Here is an 18,107-nt window from a genome sequence, read left to right on the forward strand (position 1 = left end):
GGCACAAAGGTGACTTAGACCGGTTTTCGTGCGACGATCCAGACTGAATGATAGGTCAAGGGTACGCCGGCGTCGGTCCCGAACCGGCGGGTGTAATCTGTTGAAAACCGCAACAGATCGGATTTGGTCCAGAACTGTTTGGCCCGCCCGTTGACCCCGGTTTGACGCAGATGTTTAAGTGCAAGACGCGGTGACGCGAAGTGCAGTTGCTGCACATGCTCGCCCGATGTCACAAGTTCCATTTCAGTTTGGACTGAAGCAACCAGATCCTCGGAACGGCACAAACCCGGTGCCCCTGCGGACGAGCCGATTTGAGCAAGCTCATGATACTGCTTTGGGCCAAAGCCCGAGACTGCCAGCCAACCACCCGGCGCAAGCGCGTCTGCGGCTCTGCGCAAAAGTGCAGCCGGATCCGCCAGCCACTGGATCATTGAGGCAGAGGTGATCAGATCAGGCCGGTCGGGCCAGTCTACCTGCAGCGCGTCCCCGCATAGGAACGTGGCGGCGGCCGTTTGTGCAGTCAGCCCGGCTTCGGGCGCCAGATCGTTGAGGGTCAGGTCCCCAATGACAAATGCTTCGCGCAGCTTTTGTGTCAAAAGCCCGGTACCGCAGCCAAGTTCCAGGACTGAGGAAAAGTGACCCGGCGCGCCGCAATCGCGCAGGTCCGTTACCAGTCGCTCTGCGATCCGCCCCTGAGGACCCGCGGCCTGGTGATAGGTGTCAAAGCTACGGCTGAAGCTGCGCTGAACCCGGTCTGTCGAATGCGCCATCATGTGATCCACTCCGCCCAGCTTTGCCCGGCCCGAAACGGAACATGTGGCCCCGAGACGGGGCGAACAGCCTTGCCTTGCCGCGCCCATGCTGCCTTTTGGGCGCCGGTCGGGATGATCCGGTCCTTTTCGGGTATCCAGACGCGATCAAAGGCACGTTCCGGGGCTGGACCCCGATCAATGATGCAATGCAGCTCAGCCTGTGCGGCCTCGATGTTCAGGGCAGGAGCGGGGCCTTGCAAACCGGCGCGACGGCAAAATTTCGAAAAACTGTCTGCCGTAAGGCCATCGGCTGTCGCGCGTATCATTTGGGGCGCTATTCCGGTTTCCACATCCGCTGGCGACAGCGTTCCACTGACGGCGACAAGACGCGCGGGTGAAAAGCCAGTCATTGCCATCCAATGCGCGGCGGACGCGACACCGAAAGAAAAAGCAATCAGATCAACGCGGTCGTATTGCGCGAGTTCGGGCAGGGCATCATCCAAGTGACGGTAGTCATCCACCAGCAGGACGTCGTCCTGTCCCGTCAGTTCTGCAAACGGGGCCGCACCCAGCGCCCAGCCACCAAAAACAAGGATCAGCGATGATTGTTCCGACCGGGATAACCACTGGCGTTTCATTACGATTCCCTGGCCAACGCCACCATCGCAGCGGTGACTTTGCTCAACTCGTCCGGTGAGATGATGTAGGGTGGCATGCAATAGATATTCCGCGCAAACGGGCGCAGCCAGACACCGGTTTCCGGCGCCTTCCTGTGCGCGATAGAGGGATCAACCCAATTCTCCATCTCGATGACACCGATTGCGCCCAGAACCCGGACATCCGCCACTCCGGGCAAATTCCGCGCGGGGGCGAGTTCATGTGCCATCTGCTGTGCGATTGCGTGCACCTCGGCGCGCCAGTCGCGCCGGGAAAGTTGGTCAAGGCTGGCGGCACCGGCGGCACAGGCCAGCGGATTGGCCATATAGGTGGGGCCGTGCATCAGCACACTGGCTTCGCTTTCACCGATCCCACGAGCCACAGGTTCAGTGGCGACCGTGGCCGCCAGAGTGATATGACCACCTGTCAGCGCTTTACCAAGACAAAGAATGTCCGGCACGACGTCAGCCAGATGCATCGCAAACAATTCGCCGGTGCGGCCGAAGCCCGTGGCGATTTCGTCGAAAATCAACAAAACCCCGTATGCATCGCACAGCGCCCGCGCGCGCTTTAGCCAGATCGGGTGATAAAAATACATGCCGCCCGCGCCCTGAACCACCGGTTCCAGGATCAGTGCGGCAATTCGATTGCCTTTGGTTTCCAGCAACTCCTCAAGCGCGCCAAGGCCATTGAGGACCGTGTCGTCAGACCAGTCCTGATCCAAAGTGATCTGTGGGCGGGGCAAAAAATGCTGTATCGACAATGCGCCCCGAAACAGCCCGTGCATACCGTTGACGGGGTCGCAAACGCTCATCGCCTTCCAGGTGTCGCCATGGTAACCGCCGCGAATGGTGGCGAATTCCGTGCGCTCGGAACGACCCATGGCCATCTGATATTGCACAGCCATTTTCAGGGCGACTTCGATCGCGACCGAACCGCTGTCGCCGAAAAAAATGCGGTCCAGACCATCCGGCAACAGGCTGATCAGCCTGCGGCCCAGTTCCACGGCGGGTTCATGCGTCAGGCCGCCAAACATGACATGCGGCATTCGCGCCAGCTGATCCTGCATTGCGCTGATAATGGCAGGGTGCCGATGTCCGTGAACTGCGCACCACCATGACGACATGGCATCGATCATCTGTGTGCCGTCTTCCCGAGTAAGCCAGACGCCCTCGGCCCCGGTGATGAGGTGCATCGGGCCGGGGTTCAACACATTGGTGTAGGGATGCCATAGATGGCGTGCGTCGAATTCCAGTGGGGTCACATGACGCTCCGGATAGCGTTGACATCGATGGCTTCAAAGGCCGCTGACAGCGTGTCGTGTGACAGATCGTCGATTAGCGGCAGCCGGCCCAGATGGCGGGCGTTACACATTTCGACGATGGTTTGTTCTACTTCGGGTTCCGCATCGCCGATAAAGGCCACGCCGACCACGGTGCAGCCCGCGTTGCGCAGCGCCATCAGGGACAGGGTCGTATGGTTGATCGTTCCAAGCGCGGTACGCGCGACAAGCACCACCGGCGCCTGCCAGTGGGTGAACAGGTCCAGAAAGAAATGCCTACGGTTTAGCGGCACCATGACCCCGCCTGCGCCCTCAACAACCAACGGGCCGTCAACCTCCGGCAGCGCAAGCTGCGACAGGTCGATTTCGACACCCATATCCGCGGCGGACAGGTGCGGAGATGCAGGCATGTTCAACCGATAGGCTTCCGGCAGCACTTCAGCCCCCGAGAGAGTTGCAACGATTTCGCTGTCGGTTGCATCCTCCAACCCGGATTGAACTGGTTTCCAATAGCTGGCGCCAAGCGCCGCCGTCAGGCCTGCGGCGAAGACCGTTTTGCCGACGCCGGTGTCGGTTCCTGTCACGATGACAGCGCTCATGCCGCTTTCCTCTGGTAACGGTTCAGTGTTTCGAACAGGGCGCTGATTTCCGCCTTGCTGACATTGCCGGTGATAGAGATACGCAATCTCGAAGTGCCGCGCGGCACGGTCGGCGGTCGAATACCGCGCACATCGAATCCGTGTTCTGCGAGCGTGGCCGCCATTTCCATTGTTCGCCCGTCATCCCCCAGAATGACGGGTATGATCTGGCTGTTCAGAACGTCGTTCGGCACGCCAAAACGCCGTGCTTCTGCATGGGCATGCCGCAGACGTTCCTGCGCCGCATCAATCAGCGAGCTATCCGCCTTCAGCACGCTGATCATTGCCCGCACCAGCGCTGCGTTAAAGGGGGAGGGGGCGGTTGCAAAGATGAAAGGGCGCGCGCGGTTGATCAGGGCGTCGATCATCACCCTTGATCCGCAAATCAACCCGCCGGCAACACCAAGCCCTTTGCCGCAGGTGTGCAGCGTCAGCAGTTCCGCGTTCAAGCCATGCGCCAGCCCTTTGCCCTGCGGGCCGAATACGCCTGTGGCATGGGCTTCGTCCACAACAAGGATCGCGTCATTGGCGCGGGCCAGCTCCGAGAGCTCTGCCAGAGGCGCAAAATCGCCTTCCATGGAATAGATGCTTTCAACGGCAATCCAGATCTGACCGGAGCCTCCGGCCGAATGCCACTCGGCGATGACACGCCGCGCATCGGCGACATCGTTATGTGCGAACTCCAGAGTCGTGGCGCGGCCCATGCGCATGCCTTCATGCGCGCTGGCATGAATCAATGCATCATAGAGAACCAGATCTTCTGCGGCGGGCAGGGTGGAAAAGATCGCCTGATTTGCCTGAAACCCACCGCCCATGAACAAGGCGGATTCGGCATGGAAGAAAGCGGCGGCTTCCTGTTCCAGCGCTTCATGCTCAGGGTGATTGCCCCGCAACAGGCGCGACCCGCCGGACCCCAGCGGAACTCCGCGGTCCAGCGCGTCTTGCGCCGCCACCTTCAGCATTGGAGACTGCGCCAGCCCCAGATAGTCATTGGAGGCGAAATCCAGGCCGCAACGAGGTGCGAGCACCCTATAGCGGTGCCGGTTGTTCAGAACATCCAGCATGGATTTCAGGCGGTCAAATGCCTTCATTCAGCCGCTTCCACGCAGCTCTGCCCGGCCACGGTTTCGACCTGCAAACCCAGTTTGGCAAACAGGACTGCGTCAGTATCTTCCTCGGGGTTTTCAGCGGTCAGCAGGGTTTCGCCCACAAAGATCGAGTTTGCTCCGGCCAGGAAACACATCGCCTGCATCTCATCGCTCATCTCACTGCGGCCAGCGGACAGACGCACATAGGATTTTGGCATCATGATGCGGGCGGTTGCAATTGCGCGTACAAAGTCGATCGGATCGATTGGCTTGGCATCGGCCAACGGTGTGTCTTCCTGTGGCATCAGCATGTTGATCGGCACGGAGTCGGGCGCAGGGGACATGTTGGCCAGCGTCACCAGCATATCGACGCGGTCCTGAATTTCCTCGCCCATGCCAAGGATGCCACCCGAGCAGACCTTGATTCCGGCTTCCTGAACCCGGTTCATCGTATCGATCCGGTCCGCGAAAGTGCGGGTTGTGATCACTTCGGAGTAGTACCGTTCGGACGTGTCGATATTGTGGTTGTAATAGTCCAGACCGGCATCCCGCAAACGGACGACCTGGTTGTCGTCCAGCATGCCGAGCGTCATGCATGTTTCCATGCCAAGGTCGCGCACACCCTCTACCATGGCCACAAGCGCGTCCATGTCCCGTTCCTTGGGCTCGCGCCAGGCGGCTCCCATGCAGAACCGAGTCGCGCCGCCATCCTTTGCCTTGCGCGCCTCGTTCAGAACACGCTGAACCTCAATCAGTTTTGACGCCGACAGCTTCGAGCCGTTTCGAGCGGACTGAGAACAATATGCACAATCTTCGGCGCATCCGCCGGTTTTGATCGAGAGCAGCTTGGATGTCTGGATCTTGTTTGGATCAAAGTTTTCGCGGTGAACCGTCTGAGCGCGAAACAGCAAATCCATCAAAGGCATGTCGTACAAGGCTTGCGCGGCCTCGCGGGTCCAGGTGGGGGTCGATTGATCCATTTTATCGATACTTTTCCTAGGCGTCTGTCTTTCCGGCTTTTATTATTGATAAACCCAAAAACTACAACTGGAATCTCCCTTGTGGGAAGGCATTCAGGCGAAAACCAGCGAATTGAACGCGTTGCGAGCCAACACGGCGCTGCAGTGCAGCGCCGCGCCGTGGAAACGCACGCAAAATAGAATGTTCGTCAGTCGTCCGCGCCACCTTGACTTTGGTCAGACAGGAACGTGTCAGGGCTGTCTATTTCTTCAAGTTTCCGGTTTTTGATCCTCCAGAACCGGTTTCCTACATTCCGCAGAAAACTTCGGTCGTGACTGACCAGCAGGTAGGTTGCGTCATGTTCCGTCAGTTCGGCCTCAAGCGCCTCTTGCCCGTCGATGTCCAGATGATTGGTCGGTTCGTCGAGCAAATAGAAGTTAGGTGCCTTTAGCCGCAGCACCAGCATCGCCAGCCGGGCCTTTTGGCCACCGGACAAAGCTCCAATTTTTGTGTCTTGCATCTGGTAGTCAATTCCAGCCCCGGCCAGGACCGAACGCGCCCTCTGATCGCCGATGGAAAACTGTGCCACCACCATAGCCAAAGGAGTTTCCGCATCATCCAGTTGGCTCAGATGCTGATCGGAAAAGCCGGGAACAATAGACGCTGCGCATTTGATGCCATCTTCGGCCCCTGCCAGAGCTGCCTGTATCATCTGGATTAAACGTGACTTGCCAGCACCGTTCGCGCCAAGCATCACAACTCTGTCCCCGCGCGCAATCCACTTCCGGCCGGTCTTGAAAAGTAATTGCCCGTTTGGCGAGCGAACAGGCACATCATCCAAAAAGACAAGCGCCTTGGCATGGGTGCCGCTGTTCGCCAGCCGGATATCGCCTGCAGATTGTTCGTGGTGAACGTGACCGATTGACTGTTCCAGCTTGTCGGCCCTTAGTAACAGCTGTTTGGTTTTGGTCAGCAACAGATCAGAGCCGGAATTCACCCCAACGTTCTTCAGTTTTGCCGCCTGACGACGAAGCTGCCGGGCCTTGTTCAGTTCATTGGCTTGCTGCCGCTCATCGGCTGCGTCAGATTCTGCAAGGGCTGCACGGGCCGATGAGTATGACGCCGAAAACACGCGGGAATTTTCGGGGCGCAGAAACAAGGTACGATTGGTCGTGGCATCCAAAAACGCCCGGTCATGCGAGGCGATCACAACCGGCACGTCGCGTGGCAGCGCGCCCAGCCAGTTTTCCAGCAGCGCAATCCGGTTAAGGTCAAGGTGGTTGGTCGGCTCGTCCAAGAGCAGCAGGTCCGGTCTGGTGATCCAGACCGCGGCCAGCATGGCAGTGCGCTGCCATCCGCCGCTCAGATCGCGCAGCGGCCTGTGATGCAACTCATAGGGGATCTGAAGCTCATCCAGCACGACATCCGCGCGCCAGCTTTCATAAACCGCCTGCTCTGGTGGCAGGCCCGCCAGGACCCAATCGTGCAAGCTGTGCGCCAGCGCACCGGTCGGAATGTCCTGTTTTACGTGTACGGCTCGCAAGCCGCGAGCGCGGGTAACCTCTCCGGTTGTTGGCTCATGGTCGCCCGACAGGCATGCAAACAGCGTGGACTTGCCGCGTCCGTTTGCGGCCACCAGACCGATCCGGTCGGTTTTCGATATGGTCAGGTTGAGGTCAGAAAATAAAGTCGCGCCAAGGGTCACGCCCAAGGCATTGATGTTGATGACAGTCATGGAAATCTCGCACCCAGAAGGTATGGCCGCACAGCGGCTTTGAGCAGACCGTCGATGAAAGGTGTCTCGGGTCGGCCCTGTAAACGGATCTACAGGGCGAAACGGGGACCGTGCTGAAGTCGGCGGATGATACGCATGTTCAGCTCGTGCCCTCCTTTTGTTGGTTGTTACCTTTGCGTCAGGCTAGGAAAACTGCGGGCGATTGGCAACCGCCTTGGCCATCCATCGCAGAAAATTTGGGTCAGTTTTGCCGGTTCACGTTGACGGTAGCCATTCTGAAGAAAATCGAATAATCAGAGCTTCACGACGTCATCAGGCAGAAAAACAGTCCCGTGTTCGACCTACCCGCGCAGCGCGCGCATCTTTCCGAAAAATATGACCTCAGCCCATCGCCGGAACTGGCCGCCAGTATGGCAGACATTTATGCGCGCATGTCCCGCGTTGTGTCCCCGGCGGACTGGGCGATCTATGCCCCTTACGTGAAGGCGATCAATGATCTGAAAGCCAAGCGGAATGCGGTCGTCCTGGGCCATAACTATATGACGCCAGAGATTTTTCACGGCATCTCGGATTTTGGGGGTGACAGCCTTCAACTGGCGATCAAGGCGACCGAGGTCGAGGCAGATGGGATCGTGCAATGTGGTGTGCATTTCATGGCGGAAACCTCCAAGATCCTCAGCCCGGAAAAAACGGTATTGATGCCGGACATGGAGGCGGGATGTTCGCTTGCCGAGTCCATTACAGCCGAGGGAATCGCGGAAATGCGCCGCCGCTATCCTGGCGCACCGGTTGTGTCCTATGTGAACACGACCGCCGAGGTCAAAGCCGCATCCGACATCTGCTGCACCTCGTCGAACGCGGCGCAGATCGTGGCCGCGCAGGACAGTGAAACGGTCATCATGACGCCGGACCAGTACCTGGCCCAGAACGTGGCACGTGACGTGCCGCAAAAGAACGTAGTCTGGTGGGAAGGGTCCTGCATCGTTCACGAACAATACAGCGCCAGCGATCTGCGCGATTTCCGGGAATGGAATCCCGGTACGCGCCTGATTGCGCATCCTGAGTGTCCGCCGGACGTGGTGAATGAGGCCGACTTCTCCGGATCGACGAGCGGCATCATCAAGTATGTCACCGAAGAAAAGCCCGAGAAAGCACTGCTGATCACGGAATGTTCGATGGCGTCGAACATCGCCGATGAATTGCCCGAAGTCGAATTTGTCGGGCCGTGCAATATGTGCCCGTACATGAAAAAGATCACGCTGGAAAAGGTGCTTTATGCACTCGACACGATGACCGGTCAGGTCGAGGTTGACGCGAGCATTGCCGAAAAGGCGCGGTTGTCCGTGCAGCGAATGATCGACCTGTCCCGCAAGCTGGGTATTTGACCCAGCCGATGCAGGAAATTGTGACTCCAAGGGTGGTCGTTATCGGCGCCGGGCTGGCCGCCGTTTACGCCGCGTTGAAACTGGCACCACGACCCGTTGTCATGATTTCGCCCGAGCCGCTGGGGTCAGGGGCCAGTTCCGCTTGGGCACAAGGCGGGGTCGCCGCTGCCATGGCTCCGGGTGACAGTCCTGAAGCCCATACCGAAGACACCATCCGTGCCGGGGCCGGGTCCGCTCTGCGTGAGGTTGCCGAATACGTGACCCGCTCTGCCCGCGACCATGTTCTGGATCTGACTGATCTGGGTACTGATTTCGATCGCACGCCGGACGGGGCCTATATTCAATCCCGCGAGGCCGCTCATTCCGCTGCACGCGTGGTGCGGGTGAAAGGGGATCAGGCAGGCGCTGAAATCATGCGTGCTCTGATTGCCGAATTGCGCCGGACCCCGTCGGTTCAGGTGATCGAAGGGGTTCAGGCCATCGGGCTGGAAAGCGACGGCAAACATGTAAGCGGCGTCTACCTGACTGCTGCCGCCGACAACGGCGCCAAACCAGTGCTTCTGCGCGGGGCCGCACACGTTCTGGCGACTGGCGGGTCCGCGGGGTTATACGCCCAAACCACCAATCCGGCGCGTATCCGCGGGCAGGGGATCGGCATGGCCGCCCGTGCCGGGGCGCGAATAGCTGATGCTGAGTTCGTCCAGTTTCATCCGACCGCAATGGATGTCGGCGAAGATCCAACGCCGCTGGCCACCGAGGCATTGCGCGGTGAAGGGGCGGTTCTGATCGACAAAGCCGGGAAGTGCTTCATGGAAGGGGTTCATGCCGATGGTGATCTGGCACCCCGAGATATTGTTGCCCGGGCAGTTTACTTGCAGGCGCAATCCGGAAAGAAGCCTGCGCTGGACACAAGGGCGGCCATTGGTGTGGAAATCACAACGCAATTTCCGGCCGTGACCGACGCCTGTATTCGCAATGGGGTGGATCCCGTTTCCCAACCGATCCCTGTCACGCCCGCAGCTCACTACCACATGGGGGGTGTTGAAGTAGAACTTAACGGCCGCAGCACCCTCACAGGGCTTTGGGTGTGTGGCGAAGCCGCATCCACGGGCCTGCACGGAGCCAATCGCCTCGCCTCAAACGGGTTGCTGGAGGCGTTGGTCTTTGCCCGCACCTGCGCCCAAGACATCGCAGCGAATACGGCAGCGGAGCCTTGCCCTGAGGTCTCGATTGACCCGGCTAAAGGTGACCCGAAAACAGAGGTCCCAGCGGTTTCAATTCTGCGGCGGGTAATGACGGAGTACGTGGGCGTTGTTCGGAACGGCAAGGGATTGCACCGGGCGCTGTCCGAAATCGCCAGGCTCGAAAGCCAAAACGCGGCATCGGCCAGTTTTCTGAACATGACTGCAACCGCCACCCTGATTACCGCAGCCGCGCTGATGCGCGAAGAAAGCCGCGGCGCGCATTTTCGGTCCGATTTTCCACAGACAGATCCCGGCCCCGGCAAACGATCAGCTTTGACACTCGGCGAAGCCGTGACACTGCGCGACCGCATCGCAAAGGTTCTACAATGACAATCCCGACATTGCCTGACATGATCCTGGAGCCCCTTGTCCGGGCTGCATTGATGGAGGATCTCGGCTCCAATGGCGACATCACCACCCTGACCGTTATTCCGGCAGGAACGCAGTACACGGCCCGTCTCAACGCGCGCGAAGACGCTGTTGTTTCCGGAATGCAGGTCGCGGAACTGGCTTTCCGTCTGGTCGACCCATCACTTCAGATTACCTCGCTTGTCGTCGACGGTCAGCGGTGCGCCAAAGGTGAAACGCTGATGGAAATCAGGGGCAGCGCCGCCTCGATCCTGTCCGGAGAGCGCGTCGCGCTGAACTTTGCCGGACGTTTGACTGGCGTGGCGACAAAAACAGCGGCCCTTGTGGCGGAAACCAAAGGTACAAAGGCGCGCATCACCTGCACCCGCAAGACCACGCCCGGGCTGCGTCTGGTCGAAAAACAGGCGGTCCTGCATGGTGGCGGTTTCAATCACCGTTTTTCGCTGTCAGATGCAATCCTGATCAAGGACAACCACATTGCCGCCGCCGGTGGGATCGCCGCCGTTCTGCGGGCTACGAAATCCCGTGCCTCACACATGATGAAGGTCGAGATCGAGGTCGACCGCCTGGATCAACTGTCCGAGGTCCTGGATGTGGGTGGCGCGGATGTGGTTCTTTTGGACAATATGTCCGTGGAAACCCTGGCAAAAGCGGTCGCGATGGTCGACGGACGTCTGGTAACCGAGGCGTCGGGCAACGTAACCCGTGAAACGGTTGCAGCAATCGCCGCCACCGGAGTGGACTATATCTCTTCCGGCGCGCTGACCCATTCCTACCGGACAATCGACCTAGGCCTGGATTTCTGAACTGGGCGCATCCCGTCTCACCAAGCTAACAGGCCACACAGGGTCGAGAGCACAGCGGCCACATTGGAGTGAGGAGCGCAAGTTTTTCTCAAAACGCCCCATCTCCGATTGACGTTCGCTTCGAATTGACTAGAAAAGGCCGGCACAGTCGGGCCGGAGGCAGGGCTCGGCGAAGAGAAGCAGGCCGCTGTATCCCCAATTAATGCGCCCGAGAGCATCAGCATGGTCAGGCTCTTGCCGGAGCCCTGCGTGTGCCAGACGACGCCGCCACGTCCATCTCCTTCCGGCTTGAGGGACAGTGTCACCCGTTCGCGCGCTTTGCGAACCGCGCGAAACTGATGATAACCGCCAATCTTTTTGATGATACGACCGGTACGTTCGTCTTCTTCGAAAACAATGCAGTGAGCCAAGTAGTCCAGCAAAGCATCTCGGCGAAACAGGCCTGTGATCACGGTTTCCAGCGTCGGCGCGCCTGGATACCCATCGTCTTTGATCGAACGCCAAGGCGTAAACCGATCCTGATCGGCTGTGAGAGAGCCAACTCGCGATTGGTCACCATCGCTGACGACAAGGATTTCATTGTAAGCGAAGAGCGCGGGGACTGCGGATTTGTAGTCTTGGAGCTGATCAAACGCTGTCCAGAGAGTCGCTTCTTCGTTTGTGGGGTCTTTCAGTTCAATCACGGCGACCGGCAGGCCGTTCAAAAAGATCACGAGATCGGGTCGACGGGTATGTTCACCATTCCTTACGGTGAGCTGGCGAACCACCAGAAAGTCGTTCGCAGACAAATTGTGCCAGTCGAATAACTTCGCTTTGTCGCCGCGCGTTTCGCCTTCCACAGTTCGATAGTCAACGTCCGCGCCATCCGCCAGCAAGCGATGGAACCAGCGGTTGTTCTGTTCAAGCGTTGGTTCTGGAGGGCGGGACACAAGCGTCGCCGCCTGTCCGATGGCATCCTCAGGCAAGTTTGGATTCAGTTTGCGTAACGCCGCCTTGAGACGGGGTAAAAGCACGACGTCTTCGTATGACTCGCGCAAGGGGTAGTCTGCGCCAACAGAGATATCAGCACCACGCGCGGTATCGTAGCCAAGAGATTCAAACCAACCTAGGGCGGCCTGTTCGACGATATCTTCCTTCATGCCTGGACCTCCACTCCATCAGGGTTTTCCACCAGCTGTTCTTGGATGGTGTCCTGCTCTTGTTTGAAGACGACAAGCGCTGCCCGATAGGCGTTGTTATCAGTTCGAAACAAAGCTTCGCTTGCGACGAGTGGCGTTTCGAGCACTTCGAACGGTCCGAAATCACTGTCGATCCATTCGTCGAAGTCGTTGTGATCGCCGTATCGCAAACGCGCCAGCGGTGCTTTACCTGAGCCGTTTAGATGGGTCTTGAACAATAGCCCGACGACAGCATCTGTCGCTCGGGCGAGAATTTCAGCATAGCGCGCGTCGAGCATCGGTGCGTAGGCATCTGATCCATGAGCCGCCGCTCCATGGGCATTGCGGATTTCCATGACGCCATCGATGATCGAGTTGACCCCACGCAACAGCTTCTCTGCTCCGTTCTTCAAAGTGGGGTCAGTGTGCCCGTCATCGTGAATGCCGAGGTGTAGAAATTTGGTTGTTTCAGCTATGAGCTTTGGAGCTTCCCAAGCGCCATCTGGTGCTTGGCCACGATCTACCAGAATGGTTTTACATGTGGTTTCGATCAGGGTGCGGCAGAAGGACACGGCGATGCCAGGCTTGTCTGGCATCGCGTCTTCCAACGCTTCCACCTGCTGGCGAATAACAAGAGATTCCGGATGGCTTTCCATCAACTCACGGCAGGCAAACGCTTCGGCATCGCTCGCCAAACAGTCTGGAAACGCGTGGAGCTTGGTGTTCTACCTGCACCGATCAAACTGCCCCCAAACAGCAGTCGCTGGCGCCTATCCAGCCTGCTCGCGTTTGAGAAAAAACTGGCTGAAGCATCACGCCAAACCAAAAAGAAAAGTCGCAAGGCAGGGCACGAAGCATGACACGGGCCCACTACAAGGTGAAGGTCTGCCAGGACCAAGTCTATTCGGTAGATGAACTATGCAAAATCTACAATGTTCGCCGTAATGCCATCACCGACTGGATGAAATCCGGCCTGCGGAAATCAGACGATCTGCGCCCTTTTGTTTTTCGTGGGGCTGAGCTGCAACGCTACCACAATGGCCAGAAGCGCAAACCGCTCGCTAAACTAAAACAGGGTGAGTTCAATTGTTTGAGCTGCGGCAGCGCAGGTTATCCCGCTCCTCAGTCGATCTCGCTGATGACAACCTCCAGTTATAGGTTCATGGCGGTGGGTGTCTGCGCTACGTGCGATGCCCAGGTAACAAAGTTACTGAAAGCGTCAGAATACGACAGCATAGAAAAATGCCTAATGTCGGGTACCAGCCTGGCTCTGATAGACGAAAGTAATTGTGAGATCCCAGCTGATACCGGGAATAAACCCGACTTTCGCGAGACGGTTTGGTATCCGACAAACGATCGGATCGTGCATGAGTGGCAAATCTATGCTGGGCGCTTCGAGACTTCGACCAAACGCGCCCATCTGCGGAGCATCCGCATGCTGGAGGTTTTCCTAGGAGGCAAAGCCTTCGACAAGGTCACGCCAAAGGACGCCGCAGACTTTCGTGATCATTTGGTCAATCTTGGCCAAACGCTCAAAGAGCATGGCGGTTTGGGTAACTCTACCATCCGGCACCACGCTTCGCAGGTTCGCCAGTTCTTCGAATGGCTACGGCTTCAGGATGGCTACAAGCGTTTGAGTCAAAACATCCCGCTCTATCTGGAGCTTCCAAAGGCGGTACACGCCAAAACCCTGCCGCGTGATGATCGCGACTATCTGACGATCGAGCAGGCGGAAAAGATGTTGGAGAAGATGCCAGATCGCACAATTGCAGAGCGTCGTGATCGTGCCATGGTGGCTTGTGCTTACACCAGTGGGTTACGTGCCGCAGCGCTCTCTACCCTGAGACTGAAACATATTGACCTTTATAAAGGGGAGCTGGTTCAGGACGCCTTAGAAATGCGCGCGAAGAATGGGAAGAGCTTTCGCAGTGTTTTCTTCCCGCGTACTGAAGCCTTCCAAGAGGTCCTTGTATCCTGGCTTTCGGAGTTATTTGTACTGGGCTTCACCCAAGACGACGCTATCTTCCCTGAGCTTGCACATCTGAAACAACGAGGTCCAGAGATCAGCCCCGTACCCCCTATGAAATCCTCCTCAGCCGTGAGTTGTGCCTTTGATCTCGCCACCTCCCAGATCGGACGCAAATGCACACCGCACTCCGTTCGTGATACACTCAAGGCACTTGGGGATGAGCTTTGCACCTCTCCCAAAGACCGCAAAGCCTGGTCCCTAAACCTCGGCCATACGAACGAAAAAATCACGGAAATCTACTATGGGAAAATGTCGGACCAGCAACGTCGCAGCATTATTGAAGGGCTTTCTACTGGTGGTTTGCTGACCGCCAAGGAAAACGCAATGGTGCTCGACTTCTATGAAAGCCGCTTCGAACGCGGCAGTGACGAGTACAACATGGCCAAACGTCTAGCCGAAAGGCGTGCGGCTGCTCGCGACGGAAATGAGGTGCTGGAGTAGGGGCAATTGCTGCGCTGGCCACGAACGGCAGAGATGCGCGGAAAGCAGACTTTGGAAAGTGCAGCAGATTGCTCCAAACGGTCATTGCTTCAGATAGCAGCGTACGTCGGCTATGAGCCCAAAGCGGACATACCCAACCTCCGCAAAATGTGTTGCTTGATAAAGGGCAGACTGTCCGCCACTCTTTCCAGATTGGTAGTTTGGGGTTTTGTCATGACGGATAGTTTTGACGTTATTATCGTTGGCGCCGGAAGTGCTGGATGCGTCCTCGCCGCTCGTTTGACCGAAGATGTGAAGCGTTCCGTTTTGTTATTAGAGGCCGGTGGATCGAACGACGACCCCCGGGTTTCCACACCCGCAAAATTTGGCGCTCTCACTAATACACGTTTCGATTGGGCCTTTCGGACAACTCCGCAGGGCGAACTTTCGGGACGCCAGATCGCCTATCCGCGCGGTCGATGTATCGGCGGCACTGGTTCGATAAACTACATGATATACCTGCGCGGGCATCCGGCAGACTACAACACGTGGTCCCAAATGGGCGCAACGGGCTGGGGATGGGACGGTGTGCTGCCCTATTTCAAGAAGGCTGAGAATTGGGAAATCGATGGAGATCCGTCGATCCATGGGGACGGCGGCCCGCTGACTGTGACTAAGCCAGGCGAGCGGTCGCCCTTAACCGAGACATTTATAGAAGCCTGCCAGCAGGCCGGGATTCCATTTAATGGCGATCTGAATGGCATGGAACTGGACGGCTGTGGTTATTTCCCCGCGACCTTGCAAGAGAACAGGCGGGGCAGCACCGCGCAGACATACCTCTCCGCGGCGATGGGGCGTCCCAACTTGACCGTTGTGACCGGTGCGACGGTTATGTCGTTGCAATTTAAGGGCAGTTCTGTGACCGGTGTGAATTATCTTGCCAAGGGAGAACTGAACCATGCAACTGCACAGGAAACCGTCTTGGCGGCGGGGGCCGTAGGCTCACCTCAGATATTGCAACTTTCAGGAGTTGGCCCTGCAGACCTTTTGAACGATGTCGGAGTCCGGGTAAAGCATGACCTGCCCGGCGTGGGTGAAAATCTGCAGGATCACTTCCATTACCGCGCCCGTTGGGAAATCGATCAGCCTTTGACCTTCTATGGCCGAAGCGCAGAGCAAGCGGCAGAGGTTGAGCGCCTCTACTCGGAGGAGTCGCGCGGTCCCCTGACAACGAACCACTTTGAGTCTGGTGCGTTTCTGAGATCCGGGCCCCATGTCGATATTCCCGACATAGAACTGCTTATGATCCCATATTTCATAAGCTTGGGAGCCCCGGAGTATCGCCCACCGGATCGCCACGGTTTCACAATCTCTGGTTTTCCGACCCGTCCTTGGAGTCGAGGGCGTGTGACTATTGCATCAAACGACCCATTGGATCGGCCCATTATCGATCCTGGATATCTAAGCGACCCGGCGGATGTCGATCTGATGCGCTCGATCATCAAGGAAGCGCGGAAGATTGTATCACAGGAAGCCTTTTCGAAGCTTAATCCGGTTGAGATATCTCCGGGGGCGGACGCCCAGAGCGACGAAGAACTTCTTGCGGACATTCGTGAGATTTCGTCGACGTCCTTTCATCCCGTTGGCAGTTGCAGGATGGGGCAAAGCGATGATTGCGTCGTAGCTCCTGACTTGAAAGTGCACGGGCTTGAAGGGTTGAGCGTTGCCGATGCGTCTGTGATGCCGCAAATGAACACCGGACACCCCAACGCGCCGGTGATTATGATTGCTGAAAAAGCTGCCGACATGATCGCTGGGCGCGTTTGAGTGAAATAATTGCTAAGCATCAGACAACCGATTTTTTGTGACAGGATCAGGCCCCGACCTAGAACCGCAGACCGAAGCCTATCGAAAAACCGGAAAATCCTTCGGCAACTACACCGTTTAACATCACACGTCCCGCTTGAACGGCTGGCAGACCGGTCAGGCGAGTATCAATCTCAAGTCCTACGCCAGCTGTGGCCAGCCAATCGGTGCCAAGAACGGTTGCACTGTCGCCGTGATACAGCACAACACCAGCATCCAGAACGAGTTGTGTTGGGAGTTCGAAGAGATTGACGTTTTCCAGCGGATAGCGATGACGTGAGAACAGGGTTGTTTGGTTTGAACTCGCACTTGCGTTCCCAGCCTCAGGCTCGTTGATCGGGTTAAAATCCAAGAATGTTTGACGGATACGATATTCCCCCTGCCACGATCCAAATTGCGCCTCTCGGAAGATACCAAGCGAAGCACCAACCCCGAATGCGTTTAAGTCTCCGTCGATCAAATCGTTGGAGCTAGATGCCGAACGCAGCAATGGAAAGCCGCCAAGAAAAGCATCCGCAGTCACTTGGCCAAGTGAAAGATGTCCGACCGGACGAACTTTCCACTCGTTTACCAATGGAAATTCCCAACCGATGCCGACCGTTGCTGCCACGCTTGACCAAGTTACATCCAACTCAGTGCCGGGGGCGATCTCTGGAAAGAAGAGTACCGGGTTATATTTTTGATAGGCAACAAGACCCTCTACATACAGCCCGTTTTCAAGTGGCTTGTAACCTCCTCGCAGTTGCGTCGAGCGTAGACTCTTGGCACCTCCGGAAGCATCAAGAAAAGAAAACGAGGATAGAGTCTCGTTTGGGGTGGCGGCGATACTCAAGACGGACAAAGCCGCTCGCGCTGCAGCCTCAGAGGCATCAGGGTCCACGCTTTGAGCATTGGATGGACTAGTTGAACTTGCAGTTGAAAACACCGCGAAAGCAAGAAATCGTCTCAATGTACAGGCTCATTTGTCGGATAAAATGGAAGACTTAGCGATGTCCCTTAAGCTTAGCATTGCCGGGATAAGAATGCCCCGCCTTTTGCCATATTTGTTTTGCTGTTAGGCAATTTGGTCTCGATTGTGAGGGTCTCGCCCCCAACTGCTTCCTTAACCGCCTAAGAAGGGTCCTAAATTGGGGAATACCAGTCAGCAATGTGAATTGAACCCGTCGCCGCAATATCCGCTCCGCATTGATAACCCGTATCCAACAAAAAGTGGCAGGTGACAGCTTCGAGCCCAAAGCGACCCTGAAAAATGACGCAACTCGTCGCCCGCGGTGAATGTAGATAGCGAGCTTTAGGTTGGGTCGTGGTAGAATATCGAAAGGCGAGAACGTCTTACATATCTGCCATTCGATTATTAGCCTACGCTCTAGTAACCCATCTAAGCCTCTATGCTTGGATCGGTTCACCTGGCAACCCTATAGCCTCTCTGATGGGGTCAGGCAGATGAAGATTTTGTGCGAGGATATCCGCTTTTTCTGACAGCGCTTCCGCACGTTCTGCAGCAGTTTCTGCTTTGGGGTGCATTCCGGACTTCCTGAGTATCCACGCCTTCACTAACCAAAAGTGTCTGCAGTAGGGGCGCATTTCAGTAGCGTCTGATATTGCTTCGATCGCGAGTTGCTTATCACCTGCCATCATGTGAGCAATCGAAAGGGGATAAAGCCGGTACGGAAGAAACGGATCCTCGGTGGAACGACTCACGGCCTTCGCTAAACTTTT

At 57.2% G+C, this 18,107-nt stretch carries 17 protein-coding genes; 6 read left to right on the forward strand and 11 right to left on the reverse strand.

Translation table 11 applies throughout. From position 1 onward, the window contains the following. Positions 1-14: 14 nt before the first annotated feature. From AC2FIR_RS09935 to AC2FIR_RS09965, 7 genes are all read right to left on the reverse strand, one after another. A complete protein-coding gene (locus tag AC2FIR_RS09935; RefSeq protein WP_496745977.1) occupies positions 15-773 on the reverse strand; it encodes a methyltransferase domain-containing protein in 759 nt (252 codons plus the stop codon). Further along, positions 770-1,390: a pimeloyl-ACP methyl esterase BioG family protein gene (locus AC2FIR_RS09940; protein WP_496762250.1), complete on the reverse strand. Its 621-nt coding sequence runs from the start codon at positions 1,388-1,390 to the stop codon at positions 770-772. Before AC2FIR_RS09940 ends, AC2FIR_RS09935 begins: the two co-directional genes overlap by 4 nt. Next, positions 1,390-2,673, reverse strand: coding sequence for an adenosylmethionine--8-amino-7-oxononanoate transaminase (bioA, locus tag AC2FIR_RS09945; RefSeq protein ID WP_496745979.1), 1,284 nt, complete (start codon positions 2,671-2,673; stop codon positions 1,390-1,392). The genes AC2FIR_RS09940 and bioA overlap by 1 nt, the downstream gene beginning before the upstream one ends. Next, the gene (bioD, locus tag AC2FIR_RS09950) at positions 2,670-3,290 is read right to left on the reverse strand and encodes a dethiobiotin synthase (protein WP_496745981.1); all 621 of its coding nucleotides are present in this window, start codon (positions 3,288-3,290) and stop codon (positions 2,670-2,672) included. Before bioD ends, bioA begins: the two co-directional genes overlap by 4 nt. Continuing rightward, a complete protein-coding gene (locus AC2FIR_RS09955) occupies positions 3,287-4,420 on the reverse strand; it encodes an 8-amino-7-oxononanoate synthase (RefSeq protein WP_496762252.1) in 1,134 nt (377 codons plus the stop codon). The genes bioD and AC2FIR_RS09955 overlap by 4 nt, the downstream gene beginning before the upstream one ends. Beyond that, entirely contained in the window at positions 4,417-5,397 is a 981-nt protein-coding gene (gene bioB / locus AC2FIR_RS09960) for a biotin synthase BioB (protein WP_496745985.1), read from the reverse strand. Before bioB ends, AC2FIR_RS09955 begins: the two co-directional genes overlap by 4 nt. Before the next feature lie 188 nt (positions 5,398-5,585). Then, positions 5,586-7,112: an ABC-F family ATP-binding cassette domain-containing protein gene (locus tag AC2FIR_RS09965; protein WP_496745987.1), complete on the reverse strand. Its 1,527-nt coding sequence runs from the start codon at positions 7,110-7,112 to the stop codon at positions 5,586-5,588. 332 nt (positions 7,113-7,444) lie between these two features. On the opposite strand from AC2FIR_RS09965, the gene nadA reads away from it, so the two are divergent. Genes nadA through nadC form a run of 3 tightly spaced genes read left to right on the forward strand, consistent with a single transcriptional unit; the run spans position 7,445 to position 10,916 of the window. Next, positions 7,445-8,497 carry a quinolinate synthase NadA gene (nadA, locus tag AC2FIR_RS09970; RefSeq protein ID WP_496762254.1) on the forward strand — a complete coding sequence of 351 codons (1,053 nt, stop codon included), beginning with the start codon at positions 7,445-7,447 and terminating at the stop codon, positions 8,495-8,497. A gap of 8 nt (positions 8,498-8,505) precedes the next feature. After that, the gene (locus AC2FIR_RS09975) at positions 8,506-10,071 is read left to right on the forward strand and encodes an L-aspartate oxidase (RefSeq protein WP_496762255.1); all 1,566 of its coding nucleotides are present in this window, start codon (positions 8,506-8,508) and stop codon (positions 10,069-10,071) included. Continuing rightward, a complete protein-coding gene (gene nadC, locus AC2FIR_RS09980) occupies positions 10,068-10,916 on the forward strand; it encodes a carboxylating nicotinate-nucleotide diphosphorylase (protein WP_496745993.1) in 849 nt (282 codons plus the stop codon). Before AC2FIR_RS09975 ends, nadC begins: the two co-directional genes overlap by 4 nt. 17 nt (positions 10,917-10,933) lie before the next feature. On the opposite strand, the gene AC2FIR_RS09985 is transcribed toward nadC, so the two are convergent. Further along, positions 10,934-12,055 (reverse strand): type I restriction endonuclease, encoded by a 1,122-nt coding sequence (locus AC2FIR_RS09985; RefSeq protein WP_496762256.1) that lies wholly within the window; start codon positions 12,053-12,055, stop codon positions 10,934-10,936. After that, entirely contained in the window at positions 12,052-12,729 is a 678-nt protein-coding gene (locus AC2FIR_RS09990) for an abortive infection family protein (RefSeq protein WP_496762257.1), read from the reverse strand. The genes AC2FIR_RS09985 and AC2FIR_RS09990 overlap by 4 nt, the downstream gene beginning before the upstream one ends. Here AC2FIR_RS09990 and AC2FIR_RS09995 point away from each other — a divergent pair. Genes AC2FIR_RS09995 through AC2FIR_RS10005 form a run of 3 tightly spaced genes read left to right on the forward strand, consistent with a single transcriptional unit; the run spans position 12,718 to position 16,349 of the window. Then, complete coding sequence (locus AC2FIR_RS09995; RefSeq protein ID WP_496762258.1) at positions 12,718-12,933, forward strand: helix-turn-helix transcriptional regulator; 216 nt, start codon at positions 12,718-12,720, stop codon at positions 12,931-12,933. The two genes, AC2FIR_RS09990 and AC2FIR_RS09995, sit on opposite strands and share 12 nt — an antisense overlap. Further along, on the forward strand, positions 12,930-14,543 hold the full coding sequence (locus tag AC2FIR_RS10000; protein ID WP_496762260.1) for a site-specific integrase: 1,614 nt from the start codon (positions 12,930-12,932) through the stop codon (positions 14,541-14,543). Before AC2FIR_RS09995 ends, AC2FIR_RS10000 begins: the two co-directional genes overlap by 4 nt. A gap of 33 nt (positions 14,544-14,576) precedes the next feature. After that, positions 14,577-16,349: a GMC family oxidoreductase gene (locus AC2FIR_RS10005; protein ID WP_496762263.1), complete on the forward strand. Its 1,773-nt coding sequence runs from the start codon at positions 14,577-14,579 to the stop codon at positions 16,347-16,349. Positions 16,350-16,407: 58 nt separating this feature from the next. Here the strand turns inward: AC2FIR_RS10005 and AC2FIR_RS10010 are convergent, their stop codons facing one another. Both AC2FIR_RS10010 and AC2FIR_RS10015 read right to left on the reverse strand, forming a co-directional pair. Then, positions 16,408-17,337 carry a hypothetical protein gene (locus AC2FIR_RS10010; protein ID WP_170619879.1) on the reverse strand — a complete coding sequence of 310 codons (930 nt, stop codon included), beginning with the start codon at positions 17,335-17,337 and terminating at the stop codon, positions 16,408-16,410. 437 nt (positions 17,338-17,774) lie between these two features. After that, a partial coding sequence (locus AC2FIR_RS10015; RefSeq protein ID WP_496762266.1) for a hypothetical protein occupies positions 17,775-18,107 on the reverse strand: 333 nt, incomplete at its 5' end.

This window comes from Ruegeria sp. CDSB136 (assembly GCF_059610965.1).

What these genes read in the sequence shown, in the direction of transcription:
- AC2FIR_RS09935 (WP_496745977.1), bottom strand. Translation starts at nt 773, where the DNA reads ATGATGGCGCATTCGACAGACCGGGTTCAGCGCAGCTTCAGCCGTAGC.
- AC2FIR_RS09940 (WP_496762250.1), bottom strand. Translation starts at nt 1,390, where the DNA reads ATGAAACGCCAGTGGTTATCCCGGTCGGAACAATCATCGCTGATCCTT.
- bioD (WP_496745981.1), bottom strand. Translation starts at nt 3,290, where the DNA reads ATGAGCGCTGTCATCGTGACAGGAACCGACACCGGCGTCGGCAAAACG.
- AC2FIR_RS09955 (WP_496762252.1), bottom strand. Translation starts at nt 4,420, where the DNA reads ATGAAGGCATTTGACCGCCTGAAATCCATGCTGGATGTTCTGAACAAC.
- bioB (WP_496745985.1), bottom strand. Translation starts at nt 5,397, where the DNA reads ATGGATCAATCGACCCCCACCTGGACCCGCGAGGCCGCGCAAGCCTTG.
- AC2FIR_RS09965 (WP_496745987.1), bottom strand. Translation starts at nt 7,112, where the DNA reads ATGACTGTCATCAACATCAATGCCTTGGGCGTGACCCTTGGCGCGACT.
- AC2FIR_RS09975 (WP_496762255.1), top strand. Translation starts at nt 8,506, where the DNA reads ATGCAGGAAATTGTGACTCCAAGGGTGGTCGTTATCGGCGCCGGGCTG.
- nadC (WP_496745993.1), top strand. Translation starts at nt 10,068, where the DNA reads ATGACAATCCCGACATTGCCTGACATGATCCTGGAGCCCCTTGTCCGG.
- AC2FIR_RS09985 (WP_496762256.1), bottom strand. Translation starts at nt 12,055, where the DNA reads ATGAAGGAAGATATCGTCGAACAGGCCGCCCTAGGTTGGTTTGAATCT.
- AC2FIR_RS09995 (WP_496762258.1), top strand. Translation starts at nt 12,718, where the DNA reads ATGGCTTTCCATCAACTCACGGCAGGCAAACGCTTCGGCATCGCTCGC.
- AC2FIR_RS09990 (WP_496762257.1), bottom strand. Translation starts at nt 12,729, where the DNA reads ATGGAAAGCCATCCGGAATCTCTTGTTATTCGCCAGCAGGTGGAAGCG.
- AC2FIR_RS10000 (WP_496762260.1), top strand. Translation starts at nt 12,930, where the DNA reads ATGACACGGGCCCACTACAAGGTGAAGGTCTGCCAGGACCAAGTCTAT.
- AC2FIR_RS10005 (WP_496762263.1), top strand. Translation starts at nt 14,577, where the DNA reads ATGCGCGGAAAGCAGACTTTGGAAAGTGCAGCAGATTGCTCCAAACGG.